The 13,475-nt window shown below is 50.4% G+C and carries 19 protein-coding genes; 10 read left to right on the forward strand and 9 right to left on the reverse strand.

All coding sequences use genetic code 11. The annotated features are described in order from the left end of the window. Positions 1–13 precede the first annotated feature (13 nt). From NOC_RS06990 to NOC_RS07005, 4 genes are read right to left on the reverse strand one after another with little or no spacing between them, the layout of a single operon-like run. On the reverse strand, positions 14–304 hold the full coding sequence (locus NOC_RS06990) for a Na(+)/H(+) antiporter subunit B (RefSeq protein ID WP_002809250.1): 291 nt from the start codon (positions 302–304) through the stop codon (positions 14–16). Further along, complete coding sequence (gene mnhG / locus NOC_RS06995; protein ID WP_002811485.1) at positions 301–615, reverse strand: monovalent cation/H(+) antiporter subunit G; 315 nt, start codon at positions 613–615, stop codon at positions 301–303. Before mnhG ends, NOC_RS06990 begins: the two co-directional genes overlap by 4 nt. Beyond that, positions 608–880, reverse strand: a complete 273-nt coding sequence (locus NOC_RS07000) for a monovalent cation/H+ antiporter complex subunit F (protein ID WP_002808573.1) — start codon at positions 878–880, stop codon at positions 608–610. Before NOC_RS07000 ends, mnhG begins: the two co-directional genes overlap by 8 nt. Then, positions 867–1,421 (reverse strand): Na+/H+ antiporter subunit E, encoded by a 555-nt coding sequence (locus NOC_RS07005; RefSeq protein WP_244860096.1) that lies wholly within the window; start codon positions 1,419–1,421, stop codon positions 867–869. Before NOC_RS07005 ends, NOC_RS07000 begins: the two co-directional genes overlap by 14 nt. A 190-nt stretch (positions 1,422–1,611) precedes the next feature. Here NOC_RS07005 and NOC_RS07010 point away from each other — a divergent pair, with 190 nt between their 5' ends. Then, on the forward strand, positions 1,612–2,544 hold the full coding sequence (locus tag NOC_RS07010; RefSeq protein ID WP_002808765.1) for a universal stress protein: 933 nt from the start codon (positions 1,612–1,614) through the stop codon (positions 2,542–2,544). Between the two features lie 153 nt (positions 2,545–2,697). Here NOC_RS07010 and NOC_RS07015 read toward each other — a convergent pair whose 3' ends face one another. Continuing rightward, positions 2,698–3,195, reverse strand: coding sequence for an IS630 family transposase (locus NOC_RS07015; protein ID WP_011330422.1), 498 nt, complete (start codon positions 3,193–3,195; stop codon positions 2,698–2,700). 1 nt (position 3,196) lies between these two features. Continuing rightward, on the reverse strand, positions 3,197–3,529 hold the full coding sequence (locus NOC_RS07020) for an IS630 transposase-related protein (protein ID WP_011330421.1): 333 nt from the start codon (positions 3,527–3,529) through the stop codon (positions 3,197–3,199). Positions 3,530–3,858: 329 nt separating this feature from the next. Here NOC_RS07020 and NOC_RS07025 point away from each other — a divergent pair, with 329 nt between their 5' ends. From NOC_RS07025 to NOC_RS07055, 8 genes are all read left to right on the forward strand, one after another. Then, complete coding sequence (locus NOC_RS07025) at positions 3,859–4,155, forward strand: HigA family addiction module antitoxin (protein ID WP_002809823.1); 297 nt, start codon at positions 3,859–3,861, stop codon at positions 4,153–4,155. A gap of 115 nt (positions 4,156–4,270) precedes the next feature. Beyond that, positions 4,271–4,420, forward strand: coding sequence for a hypothetical protein (locus NOC_RS18135; protein ID WP_244860125.1), 150 nt, complete (start codon positions 4,271–4,273; stop codon positions 4,418–4,420). Then, positions 4,401–4,616, forward strand: a complete 216-nt coding sequence (locus NOC_RS18140; RefSeq protein ID WP_231561685.1) for a transposase — start codon at positions 4,401–4,403, stop codon at positions 4,614–4,616. The genes NOC_RS18135 and NOC_RS18140 overlap by 20 nt, the downstream gene beginning before the upstream one ends. Before the next feature lie 667 nt (positions 4,617–5,283). Beyond that, entirely contained in the window at positions 5,284–5,505 is a 222-nt protein-coding gene (locus tag NOC_RS07035; protein WP_002810024.1) for a type II toxin-antitoxin system HicB family antitoxin, read from the forward strand. Next, positions 5,498–5,716, forward strand: coding sequence for a type II toxin-antitoxin system HicA family toxin (locus NOC_RS07040; protein ID WP_013221417.1), 219 nt, complete (start codon positions 5,498–5,500; stop codon positions 5,714–5,716). The genes NOC_RS07035 and NOC_RS07040 overlap by 8 nt, the downstream gene beginning before the upstream one ends. A 531-nt stretch (positions 5,717–6,247) precedes the next feature. Further along, positions 6,248–7,678 (forward strand): hypothetical protein, encoded by a 1,431-nt coding sequence (locus tag NOC_RS07050; protein WP_011330614.1) that lies wholly within the window; start codon positions 6,248–6,250, stop codon positions 7,676–7,678. A gap of 101 nt (positions 7,679–7,779) precedes the next feature. Continuing rightward, the gene (locus NOC_RS16785; RefSeq protein ID WP_081430957.1) at positions 7,780–7,977 is read left to right on the forward strand and encodes a hypothetical protein; all 198 of its coding nucleotides are present in this window, start codon (positions 7,780–7,782) and stop codon (positions 7,975–7,977) included. Between the two features lie 466 nt (positions 7,978–8,443). Further along, the gene (locus NOC_RS07055; RefSeq protein ID WP_147094560.1) at positions 8,444–9,307 is read left to right on the forward strand and encodes a hypothetical protein; all 864 of its coding nucleotides are present in this window, start codon (positions 8,444–8,446) and stop codon (positions 9,305–9,307) included. 298 nt (positions 9,308–9,605) lie between these two features. On the opposite strand, the gene NOC_RS07060 is transcribed toward NOC_RS07055, so the two are convergent. Continuing rightward, on the reverse strand, positions 9,606–10,874 hold the full coding sequence (locus NOC_RS07060; protein WP_002810422.1) for a hypothetical protein: 1,269 nt from the start codon (positions 10,872–10,874) through the stop codon (positions 9,606–9,608). 16 nt (positions 10,875–10,890) lie between these two features. Next, positions 10,891–12,267, reverse strand: coding sequence for an FUSC family protein (locus tag NOC_RS07065; protein ID WP_002810455.1), 1,377 nt, complete (start codon positions 12,265–12,267; stop codon positions 10,891–10,893). Between the two features lie 303 nt (positions 12,268–12,570). Between NOC_RS07065 and NOC_RS07070 the strand changes: the two genes are divergently transcribed. After that, positions 12,571–12,948 carry a YajD family HNH nuclease gene (locus NOC_RS07070; RefSeq protein WP_002811601.1) on the forward strand — a complete coding sequence of 126 codons (378 nt, stop codon included), beginning with the start codon at positions 12,571–12,573 and terminating at the stop codon, positions 12,946–12,948. Positions 12,949–12,980: 32 nt separating this feature from the next. Here the strand turns inward: NOC_RS07070 and NOC_RS07075 are convergent, their stop codons facing one another. Continuing rightward, positions 12,981–13,469 carry a YchJ family protein gene (locus NOC_RS07075; protein ID WP_011330616.1) on the reverse strand — a complete coding sequence of 163 codons (489 nt, stop codon included), beginning with the start codon at positions 13,467–13,469 and terminating at the stop codon, positions 12,981–12,983. Positions 13,470–13,475: the final 6 nt, after the last annotated feature.

A 13,475-nucleotide genomic window follows, 5' to 3' on the forward strand; every position in this document is an offset into this window, starting at 1 on the left:
TGCTAATCGAGACTTATTGGGGGTCATGGTGGTCGGGATTCGGTTTGCTTTGCCTAGGCTGGCCATTACTCATTCGGCGCCAGGTCACCAGCAAGGCGGTGCCCGACAGACCCGCGCCGATAGCTGCCTCGGCGAGAGCAATATCGACGGCGGCTAGCCGCACCCAGGCTACTGCCATGATGAAGCTAAAGGCAACAAATAGCACGAGGGCTCGGAACAAATCTTGGCCGGCGAGCATCCGCCAGGCTAGCCAAAGTAGGGTAAGTGCCAGCAACCCATCGATGCTCCACTGCCAGAAATTCATGGCTTATCCTTGGGCTGAATGCCCTGCTCTAATGTGGTTCGGGCAATGAGAAAGCTGGTAGTAGCGCTAGTAACTATCACCAATAGCCAGATCAAAATCAATTTGAGCGCGCTACTCAAAGTATCGGCCTGTAGCGCCAATCCAGCGACGAGAAGCCCAAGCCCCAGGTTATCCGCTTTGGTGAGGGCATGGAGACGGCTGTAGATATCGGGAAACCGCAGCAAGCCGAGGGTACCCACGATAAAGAAGAAGGTTCCCGACACGGTCAATACCGCACTTAACCACTGGCTGATAGACACCGGATTAGTCATCGCTCTGGGGTGATGCGCTCCAGATATGCCGGATGAAGGCGATGGTGGCAACAGCCGCCAGCAAGGCAAGTACTAAGGCGACATTCTGTAGGGAAGGTGCCTGCATTGCTTCGGCCAATAACAATAAAACAGCCACGCTGGTGGTGCCAAAAAGTTGCGCGGCGAGCATCCGGTCTGCCGCCGTAGGTCCTCGCAGCACCCGAATGAGGCCCATCATAATGGTGGCGATGAGAATAAGCGCTAATCCTAAATTAAGAGATGTCATTCCCGATTTTCTCATGATTGCTGCTATTAGTGTGCGGCAATCGAAACAGAGCTGCAATACGTGTTTCAAGGGCTTGGGCTTCGGCGGCAATCGGAGCCTGGGTATCCAAGACATGGAGGGTAAGGCTATGGCGGCGGATGCGCGTCACCAGGGTGCCAGGCAAAAGGTTAATCGCATTAACAAGCAAGGTATGGGCCGGCGTACCTGGAGACAATTGGGTTGGGAATTCCACCAGACCAAGATTAAGGGGTAAACGGGGTTGAAGCACCCGTTTTGCCACATCGATGCCAGCACGCAATGATTGCCAGCAAAAAAATAGGATAAAGGATAACAGACTAAGGTAATCCAATTTAAAAGGGATCGCCCGCGAAAAGCGCAGGCTAATGTAACTTGCTATTAGTATAGCGGGTACGCCTACACTCCAGGAAGCAGGAGTACCTCCCGTCAGAATCCACCATAGGCAGGCAAAGAGAAGTATTCGCACCAGGATAGGGCGCCAGGAAATTTGTAAGAACTGTTGGGTAGACGGGGATTTCAACAAGATTTTTCTCTCTTAACTTGGTCATTTGGTAGCTATGGTGGAGTTGTGAATAGGAGATAGTCTTATGATTTAAGAGTCCTCCTCCGGGCGTTTATTATTTTCCCCCCATGCAAAAGTAAGTCAAGGATGGTCTATACTTAGTATTAAGAATAGTTTACTAAACAAATGATTAGCAAGCGGGTTAAGCAGTATGAAAGAAATCAAGAATATCCTTCTGGCCCTTGATGGTAAATATCAGCGGCAGGCACTGATAGCCCAAGTGGCCGCAGTAGCAGAAAGCAGGGGCGCGCGGGTAACGCTATTGAGCGTTTTGGAATCACCGCCCAGCAAGCAGGAGGTAGGGATAGCGTCGTCGGAACTCCAGCAACTTATGACTGAAGAGCGGGCTGAACGGCTACAGTCTATCGCCTCGGAGCTTGAACAACATGGCGTCCAAGTAACAGTTAAGGTTGTCCACGGAAAAGCTTTTATGGAAATCATTCGTGAAGCTTTAAAAGGCAAGTATGATTTAGTCATGAAGCCCGCTGAGAGCGAGTCAAGCATAAGAAGTATTTTATTTGGCAGCACGGATATGCAGCTTTTGCGTATGTGTCCCGCTCCGGTTTGGGTTATTAAGCCCACTCACCATCCTCAGGTGAGTAAGATCATGATAGCAGTAGATCTATTGCCCCCTGATGAAGAAAAAACCGCCCTTGCTGACAGTGTGATGCAGTGGGGAAAAGTCATTGCTCACTTAGCTGGTGTCGAACTTGATGTGCTTCATGTGTGGGATCTGTATGGAGAAACCACCCTGCGAGGGAGAACGGTGCTGGCGGATACCGTTGATAATCTGGTGCAAAATGAGGAGCAACGCCACCGCCAGTGGCTGGATGAATCCCTTTCAAAAAACGGGTTAGCGCCAGAAAAAGTACGGATACACTTTTATAAAGGCGAAGCGAAAGAACTGATTCCTGCTGTAGCCAACCAAATGGAAACGGATCTATTGGTCATGGGGACGGTGGGGCGGACCGGAATACCGGGTTTTTTTATCGGCAATACAGCTGATTCGGTGCTTCAGCAGGTGGATTGTTCCGTGCTTGCTATCAAGCCAGAGGGCTTTGTCACGCCAGTTAAAATCGATTAGGGCTCTCCTTGTGCCTGATGGAAGGGTGCTGAAGGTTCATTCGGCGCCAGGGAAGGGGGGCTGATTCCCAAAAAGATGCTCGCTGCTGCCGACTGCCAGAAGGCGGGATGCGCTTTCGCTTTCCCGCCCTACGTGCTATAGCTAAATCTATAATTACTGATACGCTGCAACGATATTCTCAAGGGTTTCATGTTCGTTGTATTCTCTGATTTTTTTGATATTTCCGAAGTCTTTTTCTATGGGGTTAAAGTCAGGGGAATAAGGGGGGAGGAATAAAATTCCCGCCCCTGTTTTTTTGATGATTTCACGTGAAGAAACGGCTTTGTGGAACGGAGCATTATCCATGATGACAATGTGGTTGCTGTTGAGCAAGGGGCAAAGCTCTTTTTCCAGCCATGCATTGAACACAGCCGTGTTACAGGTTCCCTCAAATAGAAACGGCGCTTCAAAGCCTTCATCCATACGGGCGGCCAATAAAGAGGTTCGCGGTCTGCGATGACCGGAGATCAGACCATAAACACGCCGCCCCTTTGGAGCGTAAGCGTAACGACGGGAAACCTCCGGCTCAAAACCGCTTTCATCAAGATAGACAAATCTTTTGCCGCGGCGGCGATAGCGTTCACGAAGGCGAAGAAAGCTCTTTCTTTTCATATTACAGCGCTGCGTGTACCCCGTCATTTTTTTTACGGGTTAACCCCATTTTGTGCATCGCATGCCAAATACAGTAATACGAAACGCCAAAATGCCGGGCGCGTTCTTTATAGGTGAGAGCAGCCTTGTCTTCCACATGGACCCGTAAAGCCTCCCAGTCCAGCTTGTGTGAACGGCGAGGGCCGGGACGCTCGTAACACAGCGCATCATCCTGCGACAACCAGCGATAAATGCTCGCGCGGCCTACCTGAAATCTCCGGGCCGCTTCCGCCTTGCTTCCACCGCCCCTTACAAAATCGATTACTCGTTTGCGCAAATCAATTGAACATCTCATCACAACAGTATGAATGAATATAACACAAATGTCTCAATATTTATAAATTTAGATATAACGCCCCTCACGGCAGGCGTTAGACCTCGTATCTAGGGGGCGTAACCTACAAGGTTACATACCGTAACCTCAGCGGTTACAATTCTTAATGATTAGGAGTTTTGCTCACAAAGGCATGGAACGGTTTTACCAAGCTAGTGGCAAGTCGGGCACTCAGGCGAAACATGCTACGCGACTGCGGCTAATCCTCTCTAACCTGGATGACGTTTCGCTTTGTGGGCCGTGATGCAGAAACTGTGAATTACGAAGATTACCACTGACGAGGTTGGCTCATGAATATGCATAATCCCGCTCATCCAGGCGAGATTCTAAGAGAACTGGTAATTGAGCCTTTGGGGCTATCGGTCACTGAGGCTGCCCGTCATTTGGGCATAAGCCGAAAGACCCTTTCTAAGGTACTCAACGGTCGTGGTGTAATTACGCCGGAGATGGCGTTGCGGCTTGAAATGGTATTCGGCAAGCCGAATGCAGCACACTGGCTCAGGCTGCAGAACGCCTATGATCTCTGGCAAACCCGTCAGCATTGCGCCGATATGCACGTTACGCCTGTGAAAACCCATGTTGCTTAATGCTTATGTTTGGCCTAACTCGGCGCTCCAGCCGACGCTGCTAAAGCGGCGTGGCTGAGCTTGGTCGATAGGTCGGCGCATCGTCGAATTTGCCAAAGAGATCGGATACCCGACGATTGCGGTAGAAGAGCTTGGCGGTATTCGTAAGGGGCGCAAACTGCGAAAAAAGCAGCGCACGGATTTGAACCGCTGGGCCTTTTATGAGCTGGAACAGTTTATCCGCTATAAAGCAAAACACCTTCGGTATGGCGGTCATCGGGATTGACCCGAAGTACACCAGCCAAGGGTGTAGCCGCTGCGGACATACTGAGAAGGCTAATCGACATCAACATTATTTTCTCTGTAAAGCGTGTGGCTATGAGTTGCACGCTGATTTAAACGCTTCTCGTAATATTCGCCTGAGAGGTGTCCTTGCGAGGCAAGCTCTTTGCCAGGATGCGGCGCTGTCATGCATCGCTTAAGCACAGGACGTTGATCCAGGCTCGAACCTTGGGGAGTTCATGGGCAAGCCGCCTGCTTTAGCTGGCGGTACATGACTATCCAATGATAATAGTTGCTTATCTGGCAATAGGGATACACAACCCCGTTAAAACAGTTGCAGATAGCGCCAACAAATTCCTACTAAGATTCTCTATCCTCATCCTCCAGATAGATGTCCCCGCGCCTATTATTTCCTCTCAAGGTTACCGGATACAGCACACTCGCAAAACCCGATAGCAGACCCTTTCTCTCCTTATTCCGTGCGGATGCTATAGTGCCTGAGACGAATAGCCTCCCGCACTTGATCGAGGAGCTTAGGCGGGGACTTGGGCTTTGAGATATTCATGCGTATATCACCGATTGGCAAAACTCAATAACTTCAGTTATAGATATGATATGGGTTATTTTGTTCTCCATTTAAGAGAGGGGAGGTGTCTTATAAGACGCAGGTCGCAAAACGAATAGAGAAATAAGACGGAGGTGCGCATTAGCCAAAACCCATATACGCTGCCGGGATGAGCAATTATTTGATGTAAGGATAGAAATAGGGATTGGTCGGTGGTCGGTTGCGTGTAAAAAGGCGCAACTTAGTCAGTCTATTTTATGTTGGGCGTTTAATATAACGAAATAGATAAAGAGAGGTTAACTATGAATAGAAAACTAACCGCCATCATTGAAAGGGAAGACGATGGCTATGTAGCACTTTGTCCAGAGGTGGATGTGGCTAGTCAAGGCGATACTATTGGCGAGGCTAGAAATAACTTGAAAGAAGCGTTGGAATTATTTTTCGAGGTCGCATCCCCTGAGGAAGTAACGTCACGGCTACATGAAGAAGTTTATGTTACTTATGTGGATATAGCAGTTGGGTAAGCTTAAAGTCTTCTCCGGTAAAGAGGTCTGTCAAATACTGGAAGCCCACGGTTTTGAGAAAGTGAGGCAACGTGGAAGTCATATAGTTATGCAAAAACAGATATCGGGAAGCACAGTTACCGTACCAGTTCCAGATCATAAAGAAATCAGGGCAGGCACGCTGATGTCTATCATCCGACAGTCAGGTCTTCAACGCAGTGAGTTTGAATAAGCGAAAATCGCCCAACAATGCGCTGCACCTGACCGCTTCGTCGCTATGCTCCTCAGCAGCAGGTGAGCTTGGTCGTTAGGCATTTGTACTTGTGACACCGTGCTAGGAGGAAAAGCAATGAGAATATTAAATGCGTTAACCACAGTAGTGGTCTTAACTCTGTGGTCATTTTCTGCATCAGCAACCTCGATCTACACGATAACGGAGAGTGGGGACATGCTTTTCTATAAGTATGCTGGTTATAACGACGGATCAGCCAATTGGCCTATACAGGCGAAGAAGATAGGCAATGGCTGGAATTTCCGAGAGGTCTTTGCTAGCGGTACCTAAAGGTATTGCCGAAAAATTCAGTGAACACGGACCCATAAGGCGACGCGCCTTCCTCTACGCTACAAGGCGAACGGAAAAAGGCTAGGCTCGATCAACGGCGATGCCTAACGAGGCGCTGGAGAGGGACGCCGCAAAAAGCGCGGCGCCCCTCGTTAGATGAGCCGAATAAATGAACTCTCGGCGAAAAATATAGGAAGAGAAATGACCGATATAGTTTCAAAGAATACTCATACCGAGCTTATTGAACCTCAAGCTCAAAGGGTCGTAGATTTTTTAGAGCAAATTGGACTCCCAGCGGACAATATCATAGCCGAACAATCGGAGCGTTCGATAATTGGTCAAACTCTTCCTGCTTACATCGAGTCTTTATCTCCTAAAATTAAAAGAGATGCACGCTACCTCTCGAAGTTCGTCGTTGGCGCTGGGTTTGGTCTTTTTGATTATTCTTTAAACGCCATTTGGAATGAGGTGGTTTTAGATTTACGAAAAAAAGCAATAACATATGGGATAGATATATTTTTCGATTCTGCCGTTGGAGGGGGTAAAAATAGGGAGTTCTACAAGACTGAAGATGACCTTGGCTCATTGAAAGATGCGGTGCTACTCGATACCTGTCGAAAGTTAGAACTAATTTCTGATACGACATATAAAAAGCTCAAGCATATATTGGATATGAGAAATGACATTGGAATTTCTCATCCAACCACTTACACAATCAACGCATTTGAATTGCTTGGTTGGTTACAAACCTGTATACAGGACGTTTTAAATGATCGGCCTACCGAGGCGGCATTACAAGTCCAAGTCTTCATAAAAAATTTGAAGTCTTATAACGCGCCAATTGATGCTGCTAGGCAGCGCCAGATTGAATCGAAAATATCTGAACTGCCAAGCCATCACCTCGCGAGTATTCTTAGAACCACTTTCGGAATTTATGTCTCTCCAGAAACAGACCCGCAAGTCAGAAAAAATATATCTGTGATAGCGCCAACGATATGGGCTAACTGCTTAGATGAACCAAGATATAAACTGGGAATAATTCTTGAAGGTTACAATACTAATCTTCACCGCGAAAAATATGAGTTAGGAGAGCAGTTCTTTCAGGTTGTCGGGGGAAACCCATTTAGATCTCCCAATGAACGGGTAATAAACGTAGATACGCTGCTTGATCAACTTCTTGAAAAGCATAATGGCTGGGATAATTTTCATCATGAAGCGCCTGTTGCAGATTCAGTCGCGTCCTATATTCAGGAACAAAATGGCATCCTTCTAAATAATGCCGAGAAGCTAGTGAAGGTAATAATGATGTGTCGAATTGGCAGAGGAGTTACTTATTGCAATGGGGTTTCGCCGAGAGGTAGGGATTATTATGACCATATACTGTCTCAGCTAGGTGACAAATACGCGCCTCACGCAATGGCAATTCTCACTCATTACGAGATTCAGAGAAAATTGGAAGCTTCTGTTTGTAGAGAGCAGGCCAAGCAAGCATTGGAAATGATTAAGCAAAGCGTTGTAAATGCACGCCTAATTGAATGCCTGGATTACTTGATCTCAAAAATAGAAAATAATGGTAAATGTGCCTTGGACAGCGAGTTTAAAAAGTTATCGACGCAGTATATAAGCTGGTAATCATCTAACAATTTGCTGCACGCGGACACATACTGCTACGCTCGTTTCTGTGTGTCGCCGCGCTCCATTTTACACAAAAACGCTCTTCGCAGTATGTGCCGGTGAGCAAGGCGATAGGTCGGCGCGAAGCGCCGACCTATCGGGTCGAAGTTGAACCCCCGGTCGCCATGGCGGCGCAAAGCGCCGCCTATCTCCCGTTGGAGCGGACACCGCTTCGCGGCTTCGCCCCCTTGGTTGGGAAAATGAGGGTCCAAAATCAGCTTCTTTTAAGCGTATATTACGCAGCAAAAGACTACTAACTCCGAAGAAGGAATGAACCCACATTTGCTCAAGTCGGGGGTGCCGCTCAACTTCGACCCGTTGGGCGTCAGAGCAACGCCGTAGATTCTGGTGACGTCTAGGAGTTGAGAGCTAGTGATATCAATTTTCGGTAAAAGTGACACTTCTATCTGGGTTCCAGTCGCAAAAGGCAAAGGTGGCGGTCCGGCTAGGGCGTTTCTGCCATTCAATTCGTTGCAGCGGACACTTGACCCGCCACCCATTTTTGCTGCCGCAAAAACGGGTGGCGCCTCAAATGCCGCTGAACTCAGGCGTTCGGCGCCGCAAGATTATAAGAGTGGGGAAGATATTTGCATGAGTGATCAGAAAATATTCGATAGTTCACTCCCGGCGGATAGCCCACGCTCTCTGCCGTACTGTGCGTATCCTCGGGCACGGGAGGTTACACAGCATGGGGTACAAGTGCTACCGGCAGTCTTGCCTCTCGTGGATTTCACGCAGGCGCAGCCCTATCGCAGCATACAGTACAAGGCGATTGAAGCCGCACGACTACTCCCAGCCCAGGTGATGCAGATGGCACGAGTTGTGGCAACGGCGTTTGCACGGCGCGAACCCCAGATCCGCCACCTCCAGCCCCCCAAATCTCCGCCGACGGGGCTGCTGAACGCACGGCATATCGATCCCTTCGGCACAGACGCCTTCGGTCTATGGACCCCGGAAAACCTGGTCTACTGGGCCATCCGGCTCCTGATACTCACTGATCCCACCAGCCCGAAGGGCACCATGCAGATCAACGACGAGGCATTGGCGCAATCGCTCGCCATCGTTGATAGGACAGGGCAGGTGATTGGTGGCGCGTTCAACAAAACCATGCTTTCCCTCGATGAGCCACCGCCATTTCGCCAAGACGACCTCTTTCTGAGTGCTGTCTTGTCGTTTTTGCAGCCAATCTTCACCCTCTTACAGACCCAGGAGATCGAAGGACTCTCGGCGTTGTGTGCCCAGTTTCCGGCATTTCAGCACGCCTATGCACAGGAGAAGGTTGGCCACCATTTCATGGTGGCACGGTCCGATGCGCTCCCCAAGGAGGAGGCGTTTGAACTCGTGGCGGCTAGCGCCGCGCATTATCAGGCCCTCGGGTATGCATATATGGTGACTGAAGCGAGCAATCAATGGACCGGAGCCGCGTGCGAGGTGCTCGGTGGGGTACGTGTACACTTTGCGCCCTACCAGGCGCGTCACACGGTACACCAGAGCCCAGAGCCGTTGGAAGGCATCGTGACAAGCCCAAACGGGTGGCTGTCGAACAAAGACAGTGGCAGTATGTTCTACGTGCTCAGTCTCGCGTAAGGGTTGGTCAACACACCGAGCGGCTGGAGAAGGGGAAAGGAGCAGACAATTCGGGCTTTCTCCCCGTGTCCCCAGCCGAACATAGAGATGTAGGCGCTTCGCGCCGACCTACGGTGCCTTGCGCTGGAAAGCGAACACGCAAGAACTGCGAGCGCGGCTCGACTCGGCCCGCTCGCCTATCCAGCAGCGGAGGATGAACTTCGGCGAACCTGAGGGGTTGCCCGATCCGGTTTAGCGATACTTTAGTATATAAAGTCACAATTTAATCTGACGGTTACGAATTATCGGCCAGCCGGCGCTACTTGGGGCGCGATCTTGATAGGGCGTAGACAACGAGGATTAGTACACAAAAACCTCCTATTCCAGTAAGCGCGATAAAAAGGTCGAGGTTATCCAATTCCTTTGAAGAGCCATGCTGGCTAGCAAGAAAGAGGCCCAAAGTCGCCCCAATTCCTAGGCTGCGCTTGGCGATACCAAGCAATGATAGGGCCGTGGCGCGCAGGCCCCCCACTGCGTAATCTAGCATCCAGGATTTAACGAGAGGTGGCAGGGCCAGCAGGATTGACTGCGCCAGGCCCAACAAGAGAGGGATAGCAGGCGAGGGGCCAGTTATTGCCGCAGCGCCCAGGCTGAGAGACAGGCAAAGCGCGGCCGCAATGAGGAATGCACGTTGCTTAGGAGTTAGCTTCTCGGTGGGGAAACGCCAAGCCAGATAGGCCCCTAGAGCGCTTACCATCAACACCACGGTGAGGTTGAAAGCGAAGATGTTCAACGCGCGGTCGGCAATGGTGCTGCCAGGTAAAAGCTTGGCGGGCGCCAGGTAGTCGATGTACTGAAACAATAAATTGGTGCAGGCACCTATGGTGACCGCAACCAAAAGACCTGTGCGCCCGTACCGCAGCACCGCCAGGTACTCCCGGAGGGGAAAGGCGAGAAGTTTCCGTGGATCAGGGTGCTGGATACTTAGATTCGGCAGCCGGGGAGGGCGTAGTAGAATCGCGCCACCGGCTAGCCCCAGGGCGAGCAAATAGGGGGCAAAGCTGGTATTTGCCAGGCCAGGGAGATCCAGGGAGGCATTCCAAGGCGGGCCGTAGAGTAGGGGAAAAGCCAGGGTCGCGGCCCCAAGATAACCTAGATTATAGAGCAAATAGCCCTCGGTAAGATGGCGATCCGTAGCTGGAAGCCCGTCAGTCTTTTGGCTCCAGGCTTCATCCAGCCAGGCATCCAAGGAGGCGTGGTAGAGTCCCAGTCCGATACCGAAGGCCAGTCCAGCGGCATAAAGCAGGGAGGGTGCGTTCCCGGCAATCCCGCCTATTGTCAGCAGGGCCCAACAGCCCTGCGCCCCGGCGGCGGCGGTGATGGCGGCTGAGCGGTTGTAATGATCGGAAACTTGGGGCGCAGCCACCTCCCCCAGCAGCATCCCAATAAAGCTGGCAGCCACAAGTATCAGAACGGCGCTATCCTCGGGCGCCAGGCGAGTTAATACCCAAACGTCCAAGGTATAGCGCAGACCCACCAAGGCGCCAAACAGGGCGCAGAGCAGGAGATAGCGCGCCCGAATACCCATGGATAGGGTTGCCTCTCTACCTCCGCAGTAGCATCATGGAAGCATAACGGGCATCTTCAAGGTGATAGGCTTTGAAGTTTTCCTCTTTTATTAAATGGTACGCTTCGGCCAGGGTGGGGGCGCCGGTGGCGTTCTCAAAGGCGCCACGAACTGCCTCGACGAGGTTCCGTACGGGTGAGTCGCCGATTTGATCATTGGCCAGGGACACGTCTAGGGTCTCGAGCCAAGGGATAATTCTATTGTGTACTTTCTGGGCTGCTTCCACGTCCGCTCCCCGCACTTTTTGGAACACCAGTGGAACCTCGATATGCTCTTCGTTGGAAGTTGATGAAATGATGCGCTTCAGGAACAGAGGCGGCTGTATTTGCCAAAAGCTGCTTGCGTTAATGGGGTGGATCTCATCCAGGCTGACCGCCGCCAGATCGATGCGCCCAGAAAGGTCATTGGAGAAGCGCTTCAGGTTGACGATCAAATAATCCTCTTGGACAACATCGTCATAGTAAGCGAGGATTAGACAGTCCACCGGATTCTCCGAAATCTCTTCGTAATAACCCTTATAGGAGCTATTAGAAGAGAAACGCTTCATTCTCCGTAGTATTCCGGTATTTTTATCGCTATCGCCCACGAAGATTACCGAGGCGGTTTTCGCACCAGACTCGGTCCCATGGGATTCGAAGCGGATATAGGTATTTTCCCCTTCCCGCAGGCCCGTGATGCGTTGCACCTTGATGACCACTTTCTCAAAATAGAAAAACACCGTGGTGATATGAGGTTCCCCTAGCATGGCTAGCGGTTTGCCATCCGATTTGCGGGTTTCATAGAGACCGCCTAGCAAGTTACGCAGGGTCGTGGGCTCTTCCTCGTCAAAAATCTCATCTACGGTATCCTGGTCTTTCTTCCACTCTGTGTAGGTGCTCCAGTTGAATTCCCGCTTCATCACTTGGGTGACGATATCGCCGAATTTCTCGAGGGTGAGGGGGCGCTCAAGGGGATCCTTTGGCGGAAACAGCGTTGCCGGTGGTATGAGGTAAAAGAACAGCAGCATACCACTAAACCACAGGGCGACAGGTCCCGCGACCGCCACGGTCAGGCCCATTAGGGTGCCGCCAATGCGAGTGGAGTTGACAAACAGCAGCGAGTTCGCGGTAGAAAGGGCAAAGAACATGAGCACGATGACCACGACAAAACTGGGGAGCGTCCAATCGTTAGGGTTAATGAAGAAAAGGTAGAAGGTGGTGGCACCGAGCGCTACTAAGGTGATCACGGTAGCCACGGCGAAAATATGCTTGGGATTGATGCGCTCCAGGGTTGCGGCGCGATGGTTCGGAGTCTCGTTCTGGAATTCGTCTGGTTCTGGAGCGGTTTGTGTGCTATCTACCCTCGGTTCTTCCATTGAATTACACCGCCTTCGGCGCTTCGGCCCGTGGATACTCGTTATGAAAAACAATTAATCATTAGTTTAGTCTAAGGGAGGTAAGGGCGATGTGAAAATTTTACTTTATTAAAGTAAAATTTTACCGATGATATAGGGAGCAATTTTTATTGCCCGCGGCTATTGCCCGAAGTCAATAATTGAGAGTGGATTTTGCTCTGGTATTGTCAGTGTCCGCCGTTCCCTAACCGCCTATTATAAAGTAAGGGTGTTACCTTTGAAGAGTGGAAGTGAAACAGGATTAAATATAGGAGCAAGTGACTAATGAAAAAGACGCCATCAAGCACCAATAAACTGGATGAGATTGTTGCCGAGGCCCAGCGTAACCGGGCCAAGCGGGAACAGGGTTATAGAGAGAAGTCGCTGCGGATGTATCCTTGGATTTGTGGCCGGTGCAGGCGGGAGTTCACTCGCGCCACGGTGCATGAGCTTACCGTGCATCATAGGGATCATAATCACGACAATAATCCTGCTGACGGCAGCAATTGGGAACTATTGTGCCTTTATTGCCATGATAATGAACATGCCCGCTTTATTGATGGGGCAGGCACTGGAGCCTTGGATTCTCCTGCTGGAGAAAACCAGGCCGCCGGTTATAAAGCTTTCGCCGGGCTGGGAGAATTGTTGAAAAAGAAGGAGTGAGAAGGCGGCGGGTCTTATTAGATTAACCCCTCCTATTTAGACTTTCCGCAGCAACGCTTGTATTTCTTGCCGCTGCCACAAGGGCAAGGCGCGTTTTTCCCCCTATTGGTTTGTTGACCTACCTTGGCAATGGATTTGACTGCGCCATCCAGGTAATACCACCGTCCCTGCCCTTTGCGAAAACGGCTGATTTCATTGACAGCATATTCTTCACCTTCCAGTAGATAATAGGCTTTAAATTCAACGATTCCTTTAGTGTCTTGACTGCCCCCTTTTTTCTTTTCCACAATCTCCAGGCGCTTCCACTGAGTGCCCTTTTTCGGAAAATTTACCCTTAATGGCCGCTTTGCGGGTTCCCAGGTTTCCAGTATATAGGCTTCGTTTTCCATAGCAAATGCCGTAAAGCGGGTACGCATAAGTATTTCTGCAGTAGGAGCATTTTTTTTACCGGAATGGTAAAGTCCGCAGCATTCTGTATAGGGTATACCAGAGCCGCAGATACAATTAGTAAGTTGTTCCAATTTGGT

Origin of the sequence: Nitrosococcus oceani ATCC 19707, assembly GCF_000012805.1 — a bacterium.
Lineage (GTDB): Bacteria > Pseudomonadota > Gammaproteobacteria > Nitrosococcales > Nitrosococcaceae > Nitrosococcus > Nitrosococcus oceani.